Source organism: Mesobacillus selenatarsenatis SF-1 (assembly GCF_000813125.1).
GTDB lineage: Bacteria > Bacillota > Bacilli > Bacillales > Cytobacillaceae > Mesobacillus > Mesobacillus selenatarsenatis.
On sequence record NZ_BASE01000040.1, the window covers coordinates 1 to 15949 of the forward strand.

The following is a 15949-nucleotide window of genomic DNA, read 5'->3' on the forward strand; positions in this document are numbered from 1 at the left end:
TTCTGATTTTGCCCGAACCTAGTGCGACTGCGGACAAAAGGAGAATCTCCGGCTGGATTCTTATCCGAACCTGAGGCAACTTATAAGCACAGACTTGTCAGAATCTAAGATTTTTACAAAAAGGTGCTTCTTAAACAAAAAAAACAGAGGAGGGACTCATCCGCCCACTTCCTCTGTTTCTTCATTTTCTTCTTCAGTTTTCAATGATTTCTCAAATTGCTGCAGCGGGGTTTCCAGCTCGACAATCAAATTTTCGCCTTCATTGATTGGCAACCCTGGCTTAAGGCTTTGTTTTGTGACATAACCGCTGCCGGCTTTGTTTAGCTTAATCCCTGTAATTTGCGCTAGCTTCATGACGTCCCTGAGTGACCAGTCTGTCATGTCTGGGTATGTCATGACTCCCGAAGCCTTGATAAAGACTTTTTCTCCCTCGAGAGCCATTATCTCTGCCTTTGGCAACTGCTCCTCAACCTGGTTTCCGTCTCCTATAATCACTGTTTCAAACCCTTTGGATTCAAGCAACTTCTTTGCTTCTGCTGAATTCATACCCGTTACATCGGGAACCGGTATGGAATCGGCTTTCTCCATTGAAGCAGGTTTGATATTCAAATACTGTAGACTGCTCTTCATGACAGATTTAAAGATCATAGACGTTGGAATAGAACCTTTAAAATAATGGTCGATTTCCGGCTGTTGAACGGCGACATAAACGATTAGTTTAGGATCATCTTTTGGAGCCATCCCAAGGAATGAAAACAGATAATCACTCGCTCCATCTAAATAACTGCCATTGGCTGTTAAGTTCGCAGTACCTGTTTTACCAGCTACCTCGTACCCATCGATGGCGTATGATTTCCCTGTACCATGCTCACCAGTTACAACTGTACCTAAAACATCTCGCACCTGCTTTGCTGTTTCAGCTGATATAGGCTGACCAACGGACTTTGGATCTTCCTGTGTGATCACTTCACCAGTGTTCGGATTGACTATCTTATCGATCACTCGCGGTTTCATCATCTTCCCATCATTTGCTACCGCTGTTGCTGCCTGGATCATCTGGATTGGTGTCACAGTTGTTCCCTGGCCGTATGATGTCGTAATTTTCTCAATCGGCCATCTATAGACAATAGTTCCAGCTGCTTCGTTTGGAAGGTCAATGCCTGTGGGCTGGTCAAAGCCAAAATCAGTTAAGTACTCCCTGAATTTTTCCGTACCGATTTTTTCATTTACCAGCTTTGCCACTGCTACGTTCGAGGAGCGCTGGATTCCTTCAAGATAGGTAATTGGGCCCCAGCCGCTGCCGTTATGATCGCGAATCGGCTTGGAGTTTTCGGTAACTTTATAGGAACCAGATTTATACCACTCATTCGGATTCCATTTGTTCTCCTCAATTGCCGCTGCAAGCGTGAAAATTTTCATCGTCGAACCTGGCTCGATCGGTGTCTCTACCACCTCGTTATGCCAGCTATTATCCAGCCCGTCTCTAGTCGTCGGGTGGAAGCTCGGACGCTGTGCCATCGCAAGGATATCCCCTGTCTTCGGATCAGCGACGACTGCAATGATTTTCTTTGGCTTGTATTCTTTGTCTACACGATCGACCGCATCCTCTACGAACGTTTGGATTTTTTTATCAATCGTTAAAAACACATTGCTGCCATCTTGTGCAGGAGTGATTTTTCTCTCCCCATTGGGTAAAAGGAAGCCCCATAAATCACTTTCGAATGAAAGGGAGCCATTTTTACCAGTCAATTCATTATTAAGTGTTTTTTCTATCCCCAGCTGTCCGGCAGTAACAGTTTTATTGTCCTCTGTTTCTTCCTTTTCCACAAAACCGACTAAGTGGGATGAAAATACACCGTTCGGATAGAACCTCTTTGAATCTCGTAAAAAAGTAACCCCTGGCAGATTCTCCTCTTCAATTTCACGTTTAGCCTGATGGGAAATGTCGCGGCCGGCTTTTCCGAATTCAACCTGCCATGCGCCTTTTTTCGTCAGTCTTTTATAGATATCCGACTCACTCATATCAATATACTTCGCAAGGACTGCTGCTGTCTTAGCAGGATCGTTCACATGCTTTGGTTTCTTTTTATTCGTTGTCACCGATTCATTAAGGATAGCGACAAGCGTGTAGGCAGTTGTATCCTCAGCAACAACTTCGCCTTTTCGGTCAAAAATCGTTCCTCTTGTCGCCTCGATTATTTTTTCATTCGAGTACTTTTGCTGCGCCCTTGCAGCAAGGGCTTGTCCATGCACTTCCCCGGTGACCTGGATTGTAATGAACCTGAAAATCAAGATAAAAAAGAGCAGGCTGAATATTACGAATAATACCGCTGCTCCTGCATTCATATTTGGCTGTTTCTTGATCATCAGTTTTCCACACCTTTAACATTGTCTTCGTTCAATGTTAAACCGAGCTTTTCTGTTACCTTCTTGATTCTTTCATAGGTACTTAATTCGCTAATCTGGATTTCAAGGTCACTGTTAACCTTTTGCTGCTCCTGAATGCTACCTTCAATGATTTGTATTTCTTTGTTGACTTCGTAAATAGCTGCCTGTTTCGAAACCATGAATGTTGCGCCGAAGCAAACAATTGCCCCGAAAACAAACAACAGGATTTTTTCGCCGGGCGTCAGTATCGAATTGCGTTTTGCCGGCGCTTTTGCCGGTGCCTGAACAGTGCGCTGCTGTTGTTCTTGCTGCAATTTTCTAGCCAGATTGCTCATCATTTTCCCTCCTGAAATTATATTTTATATTTTTATTTTTTAACTTTTTCAGCGATACGCAGTTTTGCAGATCTTGCCCTGTTATTGAACTCAAGCTCTTCCTCTGAAGGGAGAATTGGCTTTCGTGTGACCAGCTTCAACTTCGGCTGGTATTCTTCCGGAATGATTGGCAACCCTGGCGGCAGCGGTGGTGTTTCGCTCGCTTTTTTCAAGGTAACCTTACAAATCCTGTCCTCAAGTGAGTGGAAGGTGATGACACTGATTCTTCCGCCTACAGCAAGCAAGTCAATAGCCTGCTCAAGTGATTTTTCAAACACACCTAGTTCATCATTAACAGCAATTCTCACCGCCTGGAAAACCCTCTTTGCAGGATGACCGCCTTTTCTCCTTGCAGGTGCAGGAATCGCATCCTTGATCAACTCGACAAGTTCACCTGTGGTTTCAATCGGTTTACCTTCCCTTGCCGCCTCGATCTTTCTGGCAATCTGCTTTGAAAATTTCTCTTCCCCATACCGGAAAAAGATTTTGACCAATTTCTCGTATGGCCATTCATTAATTACATCGTAAGCGGACAATGGTGCCTCCTGGTCCATCCGCATATCAAGCGGAGCATCATGATGGTAGCTGAAGCCTCGTTCAGGCGTGTCCAGCTGTGGAGATGAAACTCCAAGGTCATATAGCACACCGTCAACCTCAGTTACACCATGTTTTTCAAGCTCTTCCTTCAGATGAAGAAAGTTGCTTTTAATGATTGTCAGCCTGTCGCCATAAGCAGCAAGCTTCTCTTTTGCATTCGCAATTGCGATATCATCCTGGTCAAACGCGTATAGCTTTCCTTTTTCCGAAAGCTTGGACAAAATCAATTCACTGTGGCCTGCGCCACCGAGAGTGCAATCCACATATGTACCGTCAGGCTTGATATCGAGCCCGTCTACTGTTTCTTCCAGTAAAACTGTTGTATGTTTGAACATTATGATCCACCTTTCCAATCGAGGAGCAGGTAATATTATATCAAAATAATGTTACCCTTAAATATCAAATCCAATCATATTTTCCGCAATTTCAGCAAAAGATTCCTCAGATTCTGCGAAATAATCTTCCCAGATGGCTTTGCTCCAAATTTCAATTCGATTGGAAACACCTAAAATCACACATTCTTTCTCAAGCTTGGCGTACTGCATCAACGGGGAAGGAATATTGACTCTCCCCTGTTTGTCAATTTCACTCTCGGTAGCACCCGAAAAGAAAAAACGGGTAAATGCTCGTGCATCTTTTTTAGTCAGCGGAAGTCCTTTTAGCTTTTCTTCGATCACTGACCATTCAGAAACGGGATAACCAAATAAACACTGGTCAAGTCCACGGGTAAGAATGAACATTTCTCCCAGGTTTTCACGGACCTTGGCAGGGATGATCAATCGGCCTTTGCTATCAACATTATGATGGTATTCACCCATGAACATGCCACTACCCCCACTTTCTAAATACAATGTACCACATTCCCCCACTTTTCACCACCTTATTTTAAATATTCTCCCCCCGCCCATGAAATCCTCCCAGAAATAATCATTTCCATCAATTTCTTTCATTTCAAAAAAGTTACTTTTACCTTATCTCGACCTTTCTCTTCCTTTCGGGTAATGGAAATCTGCTGCTTTTACCCTAAAACATCTTCTCCCTTCATTTCGGGCAAAGCAGAGGCGCTGCTTTTACCGTTATTCATCTTTTCCCTGCACTTCGGGCAAAGCAGAGCCGTTGCTTTTACCGTAAATCATCTTCCGCCTTCTTTTCGGGCAATACAGAGGTGTGACAATAATTTCCCAAAGAAAAAAGCTCCATCCTCGTAGGATGAAGCTGGATGTTACATTTTAATAATTTTGTGGGTTCCATCGAATTCATAATGAAGCTTCAGTAATCCTGGTATTAAATCCAGTCCATACTTATTTAAATAGTAGAATGGGTTCCAGACTCGTTCCTGCGGTGACCCGCCTGGTCTTAATGCGTTTTCTACTCTGGTGAATTTTCTCAGGATATGGTCATGCTTACGGCAGATTGCCTCTACGATTTTATCTTCCATAAAACCAACCTGCTTTATCAGGATGGATTCATTCTTCTGCAGCATGGGCATCAGTACCGGGTCGATTCCGTTAGATTTTTCTCGGATGACTTTATATTGATCTGCCAGCATTGTTTTTACATTCTCGAAAAGTTCTTCCACTTCACGATCCTTTAATGAGTCGATAAATTTAAGTTCATGCCCGCTTGTACCTGAAATTAAAACTTCTTTCAAATCCAGGTTCAGCTCTTCAAGGTCAGACTCAATCGACCTTTCAAGCAGTGTGATATTGAGTCTCGGAACGAGTGGAGGCATCTTGAGACCGAAATGTTCAAAAGCGAGTTTCAGCTCGGCCCAATAAGCAATTTCTCCCGGACCTCCAATGAAAGCAAGCGTTGGGAACAGCCACTCCTGCATTAGCGGACGTGTGACGACATTATTGCTAAGCTTCTCAGGATATTCGTTCGCAATCTCCACCAACTCATCATATGTGAAGCTGACTTCTCCACTCTTACCTGAAAATCCGCCACTTTGTGGGTCAAATTGAAGCAAAATCCGCTCATTTAATTTTTCATCGTAAAAGAAAAGGTTCGCAGCATTCACGTTAATATCAATCATATTCGCAAAGCCTGCGGAGATTGTCTGTTCTTGTTGGCCATGAACAGCAGTTGTAACTTCACGGTGGTTTTTAATTTGATTGATGAAATATTCTTTTTCCAGCCTGCGCAGTTCTTTATTTCCGGAATCCACAATCAGCAAGCCTGAGTCCTTGAAAAGCTCCATGATAATCATCGCAAAAAAATCAACGAAGGATTCCGCTTTCTCCAAAGATTCTAAAGCAAATGCCAATACTTCTTTCGTGTGCTTTGTTTCTCCGTATGTTTCCATGATTTCTTCAACCCAGGAATAGCATAAATCCCTGTTGATACACACCTCTGAAATCATTTTTTTCTCTAGATTCCTTTCAGGATAAACCCACTTTTCCTGCTTATTGTCCTTCATGACGTACACATGGTTAACTTCCTGGTAATCATGGTCTTCTCCGGCAATCCAAAATACGGGTACGACCGGGACGCCCAGCTCCGCCTCTTTTTGTTCAGCAAGCTTGATAATCGAAATCACTTTATGAATTGTATATAGCGGTCCAGTCAGAATCCCTGCCTGCTGTCCTCCGATGACTGCAACGCTATTTTCTTTTCTGAGCTTATCAATATTATCAGTGATTTTGTCCGACTTGGCATAACGAGACATGAAGAACTGGATATGGTCTGCAAGCTCATTCCTCATAAAGCTTCTATTTTTCAATTCATCAAGGCGATGAATATAAGAATTTTCGTCTGTAAAATTATAATGAAAGAAGCTCTGCAATTCAGGGCTTCCAGCCAGGTAATCTGTCGCAAACCGGTTCGCTGCCGGAAGAGAGAGATTCAACATCTCCATTAACTTGTACTTCCTTTCTCGTAAGCAATTTTCACTGTTATGAGTATAGCATTGTTTGAAATGAAAAGAAAAAAACTTTGCTTTACGAAATTTCTAAAATCAAGATTCTTTTATTATAAATGTATGTATTTTCCGGACTGTCGTCTATAAAGGATAGCAGGGATAAACTTAAATAAAAAATGCTGGACCTTCTAAAGGACGGTCCAACACTAGATTAAGCAAACAAAAAAGTCAGGCGCTTAACCAAACCATACAACACAAGGACGATGTAGGCAGAAAAGAAAAGCAGAAAATTGAAGCGCCAAAAACCCTTAAATACCTTCGGCAACATTATTTCCTCTTTAAATTTCCAGTGAATCCAGACAAATATAGCCGCAAGTCCAAACAAAATGATCAAAATCAGCCACAGTAAAGACTTTTCCCAGATGGTGATGATCAAGAAATGGACAGACAGTACCAGCAAAAAGGTGCTGAAATCAATTGCCAGATTGACCGAACGCCGATGGTTGCCTGTGATTTGCTTACTGATGATGAACACAGCGAGGTAGCCAATCATTGGAACTGTAATCAATGCGGCAACAAGTGCGGAGAAGAATCCCGGCATCATGTTCCCTCCCTTTCGTGCTCCTTCCCCTTGATGCAATGATAATAATTATGTATTAATGGAGCTTTTATATTTTTGCTTCTAGATAATTCGAGCAAATACCCGAGTATGGCGTCAATTTCAGTTTGTCGGCCATTTTCAATATCTTTATACATGGATGAATGGTTATTTGCCGTTTTTTCGCAAACTGTCATAAGATTTTCGAAGTACTTTTCCCGATTAGGCAAATCAAGTACTTGAGCACACTCATAAAACATTTGCTTAAAAATTTCAAAGTAAAATGGATTGTAGATCAGTTCACCGTTTTTAACTTTAAGAATTGCTGTCAATGGATTGATAACCGAATTGACCACCAACTTTTTGATTAGCATCTCCTTGAAATCCGGTTCAAGGATGAACGGAAAACCCGAAGGAGCTATAGTAGATAATTCTCTAAGAAGGTCATCTTCTCCTTTATATACCGCTGTTCTTGTTACGCCCAACCCATTATGCTGAACTGTAAAGCCGTTCTTTCTTACAGCTCCATGTTCAACGGAGCCGACATAAACTTTGGCTGTTTCCAATTCGGAAAGCAGTTTGATATGGCCATAGCCATTTTGAAGAAAAAGGATGCTCCCTTTGGCTTTATCTTTTATACCAGATATTAACCCGTCCAGCTGGTATTGCTTCACCGCAACAACTGTTAAATCATCGTTCCCCTTCCATTCCTGGATTGGGACAGCAGTTACCTTTGCTGGAGTATGCTCTATTCTATGTTTTACAAGATGAAGACCATGTTCGTTAATTGCGTCTGCTTGTTCCCGTGTCCTTGTGTATATAGAAACATTATTATCCATGCTCAGGTAATAAGAGAATAATAAACCTATTGACCCGCCGCCGATTATTCCTATTTTCATAAAAACCCCTCATTCTGCCCTTTAAAAAAATATTTAAGGACATTCGTGCTTTTATATTGAAAAGTCTATTATATTTGACACCGGCATTACAATGACTTTAGTCATATTTTAGCAGAAACAATGCTTTATTAGGAAGAAGGGATTATGGTTGTTTAAATTTATTTTGATAGAACATTATCTTTTTTTTCGCAAAAGTAAAAAACGGAGACCCAAAAGGATCTCCGATTTGTTCTTATACCGGATATACGGGATGTTTCCTTACACTGAATTCCATATCTTTTGTTTCGTATAGCTTGAAACGGTCTATCAGTGCATTCCTCAGGTCGTTGGCTGCAACGATGTCATCAACGATCAGTTCGGAAGCGAGCTTGTAGATGTCGATGCTTTCTTTATATTCCTGGTGCTTCTCCTGGACAAAAGCAATTTTCTCTTTAGGGTCTTCAATTTGATTGATTTTGTTGGAGTATACCGCATTGACAGCAGCTTCCGGACCCATTACTGCGATCTGGGCAGTTGGCAGGGCGATGCAGCAATCTGGTTCGAATGCCGGTCCTGCCATAGCGTATAAACCAGCTCCGTATGCCTTACGGACTATTACAGAGATTTTCGGCACAGTAGCTGAGCTCATCGCAGCTATCAGCTTCGCACCATGACGGATGATACCAGCTCTCTCCACCTTCGTACCAATCATGAATCCCGGTACGTCAGCAAGGAACAGCAATGGAATATGGAAGGCATCACAGAGCGTAATGAATTTAGCAGCCTTATCCGCAGAGTCCACGAACAATACTCCGCCTTTCACTTTAGGCTGATTGGCAATGATTCCAACTGCCCTTCCATCTATGCGCGCAAGCCCAGTAATGATTTCAGGAGCGAACAATTTTTTGATTTCAAAGAAACTTCCCTCGTCTATTAGCGCATCAATACCTTCATACATATCAAAAGGCGCGTTTTGGTTCAATGGAACAATCTCTTCAAGACTTCTTCCAGCCTTAGGTGCTACTCCTTCGACCACTTCTGTCTTCGCTTGGAAATTTGCAGGGAAATAGCTCAAATAGCGCTTCGCTGATTCAATGGCTTCTTCCTCGCTGTAAACGAGCATGTCGCCTACACCACTGACAGAACAATGCATACGCGCTCCGCCCATTTCCTCAAGAGATACTTTCTCACCGATTACCTTTTCCGCCATCCTTGGTGACCCCAGATACATCGATGCATTCTGGTCAACCATGATCACGATATCGCAGAAAGCAGGGATATATGCTCCTCCAGCTGCAGAAGGTCCGAAAAGAAGGCAGATTTGCGGGATTACTCCAGACAATTTCACCTGATTGTAAAAGATCTTGCCTGCTCCCCTTCTGTTAGGGAACATATCAAGCTGGTCTGTAATCCTGGCTCCAGCAGAATCCACGAGGTACAATAATGGCACTTTCAGCTTTTCGGCTGTTTCCTGGATCCTGATGATTTTCTCAACCGTCCTGGCTCCCCAGGAACCCGCTTTTACTGTTGAATCATTCGCCATGACACATACTGTCTGGCCGCCGATTTTACCAATCGCTGTTACGACACCGTCTGCCGGAAGGTCGCCAGCCTGGAAGTTGGCAAATTTGCCATCTTCCTCATAGACTCCATCGTCAAATAATAGATTTAAGCGCTCACGTACAAACAATTTATTTTGTTCAACCAGCTTGTCATGATATTTCTGTTGTCCGCCAGCTTCGATTTGTTGAACTTTTTCCTGTAATGTATCAGTTAAAGTCTTTGCGGTAGTCATTCTACTCCTCCTTAAAATCTATTATTCTAAAACAAGCAGGACATCGCCTTCGTTTACAAAGTCTCCAATATTAACCTTCACTTCAGCAACATTTCCAGCACCCTGGCTTTCAACAGGGATTTCCATCTTCATTGATTCAAGCATTAGGACTTCCTGCCCCTCTGATACCGTGTCTCCCGCTGCTACCATCACATTAAGTACTGTACCTGCCATATTTGCTGTAATTTCTTTCATGTTCTCTTCCTCCTCTATTTAGATGCCATTTTTCTTTCTGTTAAATAGGCTGTCGTGTAGCTGCCCGATTTGAAGCCCTCTTCACTTAAAATTTCCGCAAACAACGGGGCATTGGATTTAATGCCTTCGACTTTCAGGTTCGCGAAAAATTCCTGTGCAAGCTGAATTGCTTCTTCCCGGGTATTGCCCCCTACAATGCACTTGGCCACCATTGGGTCATAAAAAGGGGTTACAGTCGAACCGGATTCATAACCGAAATCCACCCGAACGCCTTCTGCATCCATCCATGAAAATTCACTGATCTTACCAGGTGAAGGCAGGAACCTTACTGGGTCTTCCGCATACAAACGGAATTCAATGGCCCAACCCTTCTTTTCAATTTCATCCTGGAGCAACGGCAGTTTTTCCCCACGGGCGACGAGAATCTGCCACTTAACAAGATCCAGGCCTGTAATGGTTTCTGTGACTGGATGTTCAACCTGCAGTCTTGTGTTCATTTCAAGGAAATAGAAGTTTTCGTTCTCATCAACAATGAATTCCACAGTTCCTGCGTTCACATAGTCCACTGCTTTAGCGGCTTTTACAGCCGTATCATACATATTCTGCCGTGCTTCTTCCTTCAGGAATGGCGAAGGGGCCTCTTCAATCACTTTTTGGTGGCGACGCTGGATGGAGCAATCACGTTCGAACATATGTACATGGTTGCCATGAGTATCGCCAAAAATCTGTACTTCGACATGCCGGGCATTTTTGATGTATTTTTCAATGAATACTTCATCAGAACCAAAGTAAGCCTTTGCCCTGCCCTTCGTAGAATCAAAATTCTTAGCGAGCGCTTGCTCATTTTCACAAAGCACCATGCCAATGCCTCCGCCGCCCCCGCTCGCCTTTAGCATGACAGGGTAGCCTATTTCATCTGCAAGCTTGACAGCATCCTCCAGCGTCTTTAATCCCTGGTCACTGCCCGGGACGACAGGAACACCTGCTTCTTCCATCGTTGTTCTTGCGACGATCTTATCACCCATTTTTTCAATCGTATCCGGAGCAGGACCAATGAAAGTCAAACCTGCTGCCTTCACTTTACGGGCAAACTCTGCGTTTTCTGATAAAAAGCCATAACCAGGATGGATGCCATCCACCTTTTCTTCCTTTGCGATTCTTAAAATTTCATCTGCATTAAGATATGATTTTTGAACAGGTGGCTCGCCAATTCGGTAAGCACTGTCAGCTTCTTTTACAAAAGGCAGCTCTTTATCCGCATCAGAATAGACAGCTACTGTTTTAACCCCAAGTTTGCGGCAAGTTCGGATAATACGAAGCGCAATTTCCCCTCTGTTCGCAATTAATATTTTTCGCACGTTATTTCCCCTTTCCCGTAAAAAAATACGCTCACTATATAAAATTCTACAATATTCTGTATCTTTCCTGCAAAAATTGGAACCGCTTTCTAAAATTCAAATGCAGAATTTTTCATGTTTTTATAATATAATAAAAATAGGCTATAAAAAACAAATATATTCAGCTGCCTTTAAATATTCCATATTTCGGGTAAATGTACAATGGATTATTGGCGGCTTGATCGGGGGATTGTTTTATGGTGAATAAAGTGGAGAAACTGAAAATCAATTATAAGACATTAGAAGAATTCAAGAAATTCAAAGAGTATGGCCACCAGGAACTTTCGATGCTTGAGGACTTGGAAGCGAACATTGTTGAAAATGATAGCGATTCACCGTTCTACGGACTCTATTTCGGCGACAAGCTTGTTGCCCGTATGAGCCTTTACCAGGTCAAGAAGCAATTTGACCGCTATTTCGAACCTCCCCAGGATTATCTTGAGCTTTGGAAGTTAGAAGTACTTCCAAATTACCAGGGCAAGGGCTATGGAAAAGCACTTGTTGAATTCGCGAAAAGTTATGGCCTGCCAATCAAAACAAATCCTAGAGTGAAATCCCAGGACTTCTGGGATAAAATGGGCTTCACGCCAGTTCATTATGATGTAGAGAGAGACCGTGGCGAGAATCCGCTTGTCTGGTATCCAGCAGGTGTAACTGAACAGGTTCAATAATAAAAGCGCAAGCGCCTTGGCTAGCCCCGACAAGCGTTGCCCGCCTATAACGCCACGTCCTCCCAAAAGCTACCACTTTCGGTCGTGCGATGAATCGCTTCGAAGCTTTCCTTATCCTGTGGCTGGCGGGTCTAGCACCTCGTGTGCCACGGAGGGCCGACCAGTGAAGTCGTTCTTTGACTTCACCTGAGCAGACCGAAACGTCTCGAGGGGCTAGGCGCTGGAGCTAGACAATAATCGAACTGAAATTTCACACTTTCCTATCATGTAAAACAATAGCGCCTGCCATGTCCGGCAGGCGCTTCTTATTACCTATTTTTCGACCTTCTCCAGACTTCCTTTTCCTTCAACCTGGAAGTTCATTTTTTGATGCTGGTCCTCGCCTTTAGGGCCTACTCTTTTTTTCGCACGCTCCATGATATCAATAAGGGCACGATAGTCTTCCTCCATGGAACGCAACTGTGTTTCTAATTTTTCATTTTCGGCAGACAAGTAATAGATTTGCTTTTCCAGCCCGCGGATTTTTTCTTTATTAACATCCTGACTGTCTGCAACGCCCGCTTTTTCATAGAGATCGTCAAGATATTGCTTTACTGCTTCTATGCTAAGGTTTGAACGCTTCTCCTCTTGTTCTGAAGGCTTACTTGGCGCTTCGCTCACTGGTGCCGCAGCCACTTCTTCCTTCTCTTGTGTCTTTGCCTGTTTTTTTGCTTCCTTCCGCTGCTTTTTCGCCAGCTCAATACCAGATTTATATTGTTTTCTTACATAGGAATTCCAGCGAAAACCACAAGCTGCTCCTGTCCTCGAAAGCTGCTTTCCTACTTCTTCAAAAGCTTTCAGTTGCGTACCGCCTTCTCTGATATTTCGTAGTACAACTTCAGCAAGCAATAAATCTTCATCCTGTGACCAGGCATCCTGACGGGTTAATGGCATCAATAAATCCCTCCTATTGTTTTTTATTCATTCATATGCATCTAATAGGAAAGATAGACTGATAACACCTAATACCCTGCTAATTATTTTTATTTTTTTTGTTCATGAATTCGTCCACTTTTTTGTGGTGAGCATCGTCCTCCCAAAGGACAGCACATCTTGCAGCCTCTTCTTCCATCCTTTCTCTCATTGATAAAAGCTTCCATTTTTTATTCAACATTGTTTTATATGCTTCTAATACAGTTGTCTCTTTATCCAAGCTCCCACTCATAAATGAGAGACAGGCATCTATCGGATCATCTTTATAAATTTGGTGGATGAACCCAAAATCCCTGAGTTCTTCAGCAGTGTGAATTTTTGCATCAAGGAGCATTTTCATCGCAATATTCTGTGGAAGTTTCTCTAATAGGATCGATCCTCCTCCCCAGCCGGTGGTAATGGCAAGGTTCCCCTGGACAAATCCCGCTTTCATTCCTTCTCTTCCTATCCGGAAGTCGCAGGCAGAAGCAATTTCACAACCTCCACCTACAGCAGAACCATTCAGAATGGCAATCGTCGGTTTCGGGAGGACTAGAAGCTTATATAAAATACCCGCCATCCTTGAGAGCATCCCATACGCCTGTGTCTCTGTTTTTAAACTGTGGAAGGCGGACAAATCCCCACCAGAACAAAATGCCTGATCACCTGCCCCTGTAATAGCAAAGACTTTAATATCATTTCCTGCAGCCATATCGATTGCTTTTTCAAGTCCGGACATTACTTCATAGTTTATGGCATTTCTTCTATCGGGCCTGTTGATCGTAAAAAGCAGCACTCCATTTTTTTCTTTTGAAATTATGTATGGATCCATTGTTTGCCTCCTATAATTCTCGTCCACTAAATTTTATCAATCTTCTGTACATTTAAAAAGCTCTGGAGCTTCTGAAGTGACTAAAATTAGCGTGTAAAAGAGTTTGCAGGGAAAAACATGAATTTCAGACAAAAGAAAAAAAGCACAGGGATGCGGATGCATCCTGTGCTTTTTTTTGAGAAAATTAGTTGTTTACAACTTCTTTTCCTTTGTATGTTCCGCAAGCTTTGCACACACGGTGAGCAAGTTTCATTTCACCGCAGTTAGGGCATGCTACCATACCCGGAACTTGTAATTTAAAATGAGTACGGCGTTTTCTTTTCGCAGTTTTAGACGTTCTTCTAAATGGTACAGCCATTCTTCCCACCTCCTTAAAAGGAATAAGAAAGTTTATGAAGGCCAGTCCTTTTCTGGACCTCCACGCTCTTTTTTAATCAATTAGTCAGAGGAATCCTTAGAGTCCTCAAAGAATTTTGCAAGTCCGGCAAGTCGGGGATCAAGTTTTTCGGATTTCTCCTGTTCCTCGATTACTTCCCAATCCTTACCTGACTGGGGTGCGCCTTCTTGACCAGCGCTATCATCACTGAATACTTGCATTGGAATTTCCACTAGCAAGATCTCTTTGATGATGGGTTCAAGATCAATGACATCGCCTGTTACTTGATGAACTTCCTCATCAGCCTCATAGTCGTGGCTGTTTAACATGAAAGTTTCAGTTGTTTCCACATCAATTGGATATTTTACATCAACCAGCGTCCGTGAACAAGGGAGAATTAGATGTCCATCAATCCGGATATGGAATGTCACTCGTGTGGCACTGATATCTGCCCTTCCAGTTAGATGGATGGGAGAAACCTCACGGATTGTTGGATCTGTTTCCTTTATCGAGTCCATTCGGACAAACTCGTCGATTAGAAAGTCCTTGTTTCGATGTTTTTGTATCTGACTTATTGTCCATTTCATAGAATCACCCCAAGGCAACAAAGGTAATTATAGCCCTTCGCGTAATCATTTGTCAATATTTTTTCTTTACACTATAATTTACATAAATACTGTAAATTAAACTTCAAGACAATGCAATACCCATCTTAACATGAAGGAGTACAAGAATGAAAGCTGTTGGTGTCGTTGTTGAATATAATCCTTTCCATAATGGCCATTTATTCCACCTGCAACAGGCAAAAAAACAATCTGGGGCAGATATTTCGATTGCGGCTATGAGCGGGAACTTCCTTCAGCGCGGAGAGCCTGCACTTGTCTCAAAATGGGCAAGAACAAAGATGGCTCTCGAAGCAGGAGTAGATATCGTGTTTGAGCTTCCCTACCGTTTTGCGACACAGCATGCGGAAACTTTTGCAGAAGGGGCAGTATCGATTCTTTCTGCTGCTGGTTGCGACACTCTTTGTTTTGGCAGTGAATCAGGTGATTTGAATGCTTTTAATAAAACAATCATCTTTCTTGAAGAAAACAATGAAAAATTCCAGGAGAGAATAAGATTTTACACTGGAGAAGGATATAGTTACCCTAAATCAATCTCCCTAGGCTTTCAATCTCTTGCACCAGACGAAAGCTTTATCGATATTTCAAGGCCGAATAACATCCTCGGACTTCATTACATACAGGCGATCATCAGGCAAAAAAGCTCAATGAGAGCTGAAACGATCACCAGGAAAAGTGCCGGTTACCATGATGAGCATTTTGCTTCCGCCACGATTGCCAGCGCTACGAGCATACGCAAAGCCCTATTCGGAGCGGTAGGAGAAATAGAAAATATTAAGCAGTACGTACCAGAAACGACCTACCAACAGCTTATAAACTACAGAGATCAATATGGCGGTTTTCATTCATGGGAAAATTACTGGCCATTATTGAAATACAAACTGCTCCAAAGCAATGCATCAGAATTAAGGGGCCTCTATGAAGTAGAAGAAGGACTGGAAAACAGATTACTTGCCGCTGCTGCTTCCTCAGAATCATTCCAGCAATTCATGGAATATATCAAAACCAAGCGTTATACATGGACAAGGCTGCAGAGAGTCTGCCTTCATATTTTAACCAATACAAGTAAAAACACGATGAAAACGAGCCAAAAAACGGTGAATTACTTGAGGCTATTGGGTGCAACTGAAAAGGGCCGATCTTACCTGAACTATAAGAAAAAGGATTTCAGTCTGCCCCTCGTTTCAAAGCTCTCCGCTTTTTCTGACCCTGATATCGAACTGGATATCAAAGCATCAAGGATTTATGCTCTCGGGCAAACTGGAAAGGGGCAAGAGCAGCTGCTTGCGGAAGAATTCGCCCGGCCTCCAATCATGTTGAAATCATGAAAAATCGCTGGAGCGTCTTAAAGATTTACCAAATCCGCATAAAAAAA

At 42.6% G+C, this 15949-nt stretch carries 16 protein-coding genes; 2 read left to right on the plus strand and 14 right to left on the minus strand.

The features are described 5' to 3' along the window. Positions 1-156 precede the first annotated feature (156 nt). The 10 genes from TY49_RS08620 to TY49_RS08665 all read right to left on the minus strand — a co-directional run bounded on the left by TY49_RS08620 (position 157) and on the right by TY49_RS08665 (position 11082). Entirely contained in the window at positions 157-2367 is a 2211-nt protein-coding gene (locus TY49_RS08620) for a penicillin-binding protein (RefSeq protein ID WP_041965507.1), read from the minus strand. Further along, positions 2367-2726: a cell division protein FtsL gene (ftsL, locus tag TY49_RS08625; protein WP_369389616.1), complete on the minus strand. Its 360-nt coding sequence runs from the start codon at positions 2724-2726 to the stop codon at positions 2367-2369. Before ftsL ends, TY49_RS08620 begins: the two co-directional genes overlap by 1 nt. Before the next feature lie 29 nt (positions 2727-2755). After that, positions 2756-3694, minus strand: coding sequence for a 16S rRNA (cytosine(1402)-N(4))-methyltransferase RsmH (rsmH, locus tag TY49_RS08630; RefSeq protein ID WP_041965509.1), 939 nt, complete (start codon positions 3692-3694; stop codon positions 2756-2758). Between the two features lie 57 nt (positions 3695-3751). Beyond that, a complete protein-coding gene (gene mraZ, locus TY49_RS08635) occupies positions 3752-4183 on the minus strand; it encodes a division/cell wall cluster transcriptional repressor MraZ (protein ID WP_041965510.1) in 432 nt (143 codons plus the stop codon). Between the two features lie 398 nt (positions 4184-4581). After that, positions 4582-6216 (minus strand): bacillithiol biosynthesis cysteine-adding enzyme BshC, encoded by a 1635-nt coding sequence (bshC, locus tag TY49_RS08640; RefSeq protein WP_041965511.1) that lies wholly within the window; start codon positions 6214-6216, stop codon positions 4582-4584. A gap of 214 nt (positions 6217-6430) precedes the next feature. Further along, positions 6431-6823, minus strand: coding sequence for a DUF3397 domain-containing protein (locus tag TY49_RS08645; RefSeq protein ID WP_369389619.1), 393 nt, complete (start codon positions 6821-6823; stop codon positions 6431-6433). Continuing rightward, positions 6820-7716, minus strand: coding sequence for a 2-dehydropantoate 2-reductase (locus tag TY49_RS08650; protein WP_041965513.1), 897 nt, complete (start codon positions 7714-7716; stop codon positions 6820-6822). Before TY49_RS08650 ends, TY49_RS08645 begins: the two co-directional genes overlap by 4 nt. A gap of 232 nt (positions 7717-7948) precedes the next feature. After that, the gene (locus TY49_RS08655; RefSeq protein ID WP_041965514.1) at positions 7949-9490 is read right to left on the minus strand and encodes an acyl-CoA carboxylase subunit beta; all 1542 of its coding nucleotides are present in this window, start codon (positions 9488-9490) and stop codon (positions 7949-7951) included. A 21-nt stretch (positions 9491-9511) separates the two neighbouring features. Beyond that, the gene (locus tag TY49_RS08660; protein WP_041965515.1) at positions 9512-9724 is read right to left on the minus strand and encodes an acetyl-CoA carboxylase biotin carboxyl carrier protein subunit; all 213 of its coding nucleotides are present in this window, start codon (positions 9722-9724) and stop codon (positions 9512-9514) included. Between the two features lie 14 nt (positions 9725-9738). Then, positions 9739-11082 carry an acetyl-CoA carboxylase biotin carboxylase subunit gene (locus TY49_RS08665; RefSeq protein ID WP_041965516.1) on the minus strand — a complete coding sequence of 448 codons (1344 nt, stop codon included), beginning with the start codon at positions 11080-11082 and terminating at the stop codon, positions 9739-9741. 236 nt (positions 11083-11318) lie between these two features. Here TY49_RS08665 and TY49_RS08670 point away from each other — a divergent pair, with 236 nt between their 5' ends. Next, positions 11319-11792, plus strand: a complete 474-nt coding sequence (locus TY49_RS08670) for an N-acetyltransferase (RefSeq protein ID WP_041965517.1) — start codon at positions 11319-11321, stop codon at positions 11790-11792. A 312-nt stretch (positions 11793-12104) separates the two neighbouring features. On the opposite strand, the gene TY49_RS08675 is transcribed toward TY49_RS08670, so the two are convergent. From TY49_RS08675 to TY49_RS08690, 4 genes are all read right to left on the minus strand, one after another. After that, complete coding sequence (locus TY49_RS08675) at positions 12105-12725, minus strand: RsfA family transcriptional regulator (RefSeq protein ID WP_041965518.1); 621 nt, start codon at positions 12723-12725, stop codon at positions 12105-12107. A 79-nt stretch (positions 12726-12804) separates the two neighbouring features. Next, positions 12805-13575 (minus strand): enoyl-CoA hydratase/isomerase family protein, encoded by a 771-nt coding sequence (locus TY49_RS08680; protein WP_041965519.1) that lies wholly within the window; start codon positions 13573-13575, stop codon positions 12805-12807. Positions 13576-13759: 184 nt separating this feature from the next. After that, the gene (gene rpmF / locus TY49_RS08685) at positions 13760-13933 is read right to left on the minus strand and encodes a 50S ribosomal protein L32 (RefSeq protein WP_041965520.1); all 174 of its coding nucleotides are present in this window, start codon (positions 13931-13933) and stop codon (positions 13760-13762) included. Positions 13934-14013: 80 nt separating this feature from the next. Further along, entirely contained in the window at positions 14014-14538 is a 525-nt protein-coding gene (locus tag TY49_RS08690; RefSeq protein WP_041965521.1) for a YceD family protein, read from the minus strand. Between the two features lie 146 nt (positions 14539-14684). Between TY49_RS08690 and TY49_RS08695 the strand changes: the two genes are divergently transcribed. Then, positions 14685-15902, plus strand: a complete 1218-nt coding sequence (locus TY49_RS08695; protein ID WP_041965522.1) for a nucleotidyltransferase — start codon at positions 14685-14687, stop codon at positions 15900-15902. The last annotated feature ends 47 nt before the right edge of the window (positions 15903-15949 follow it).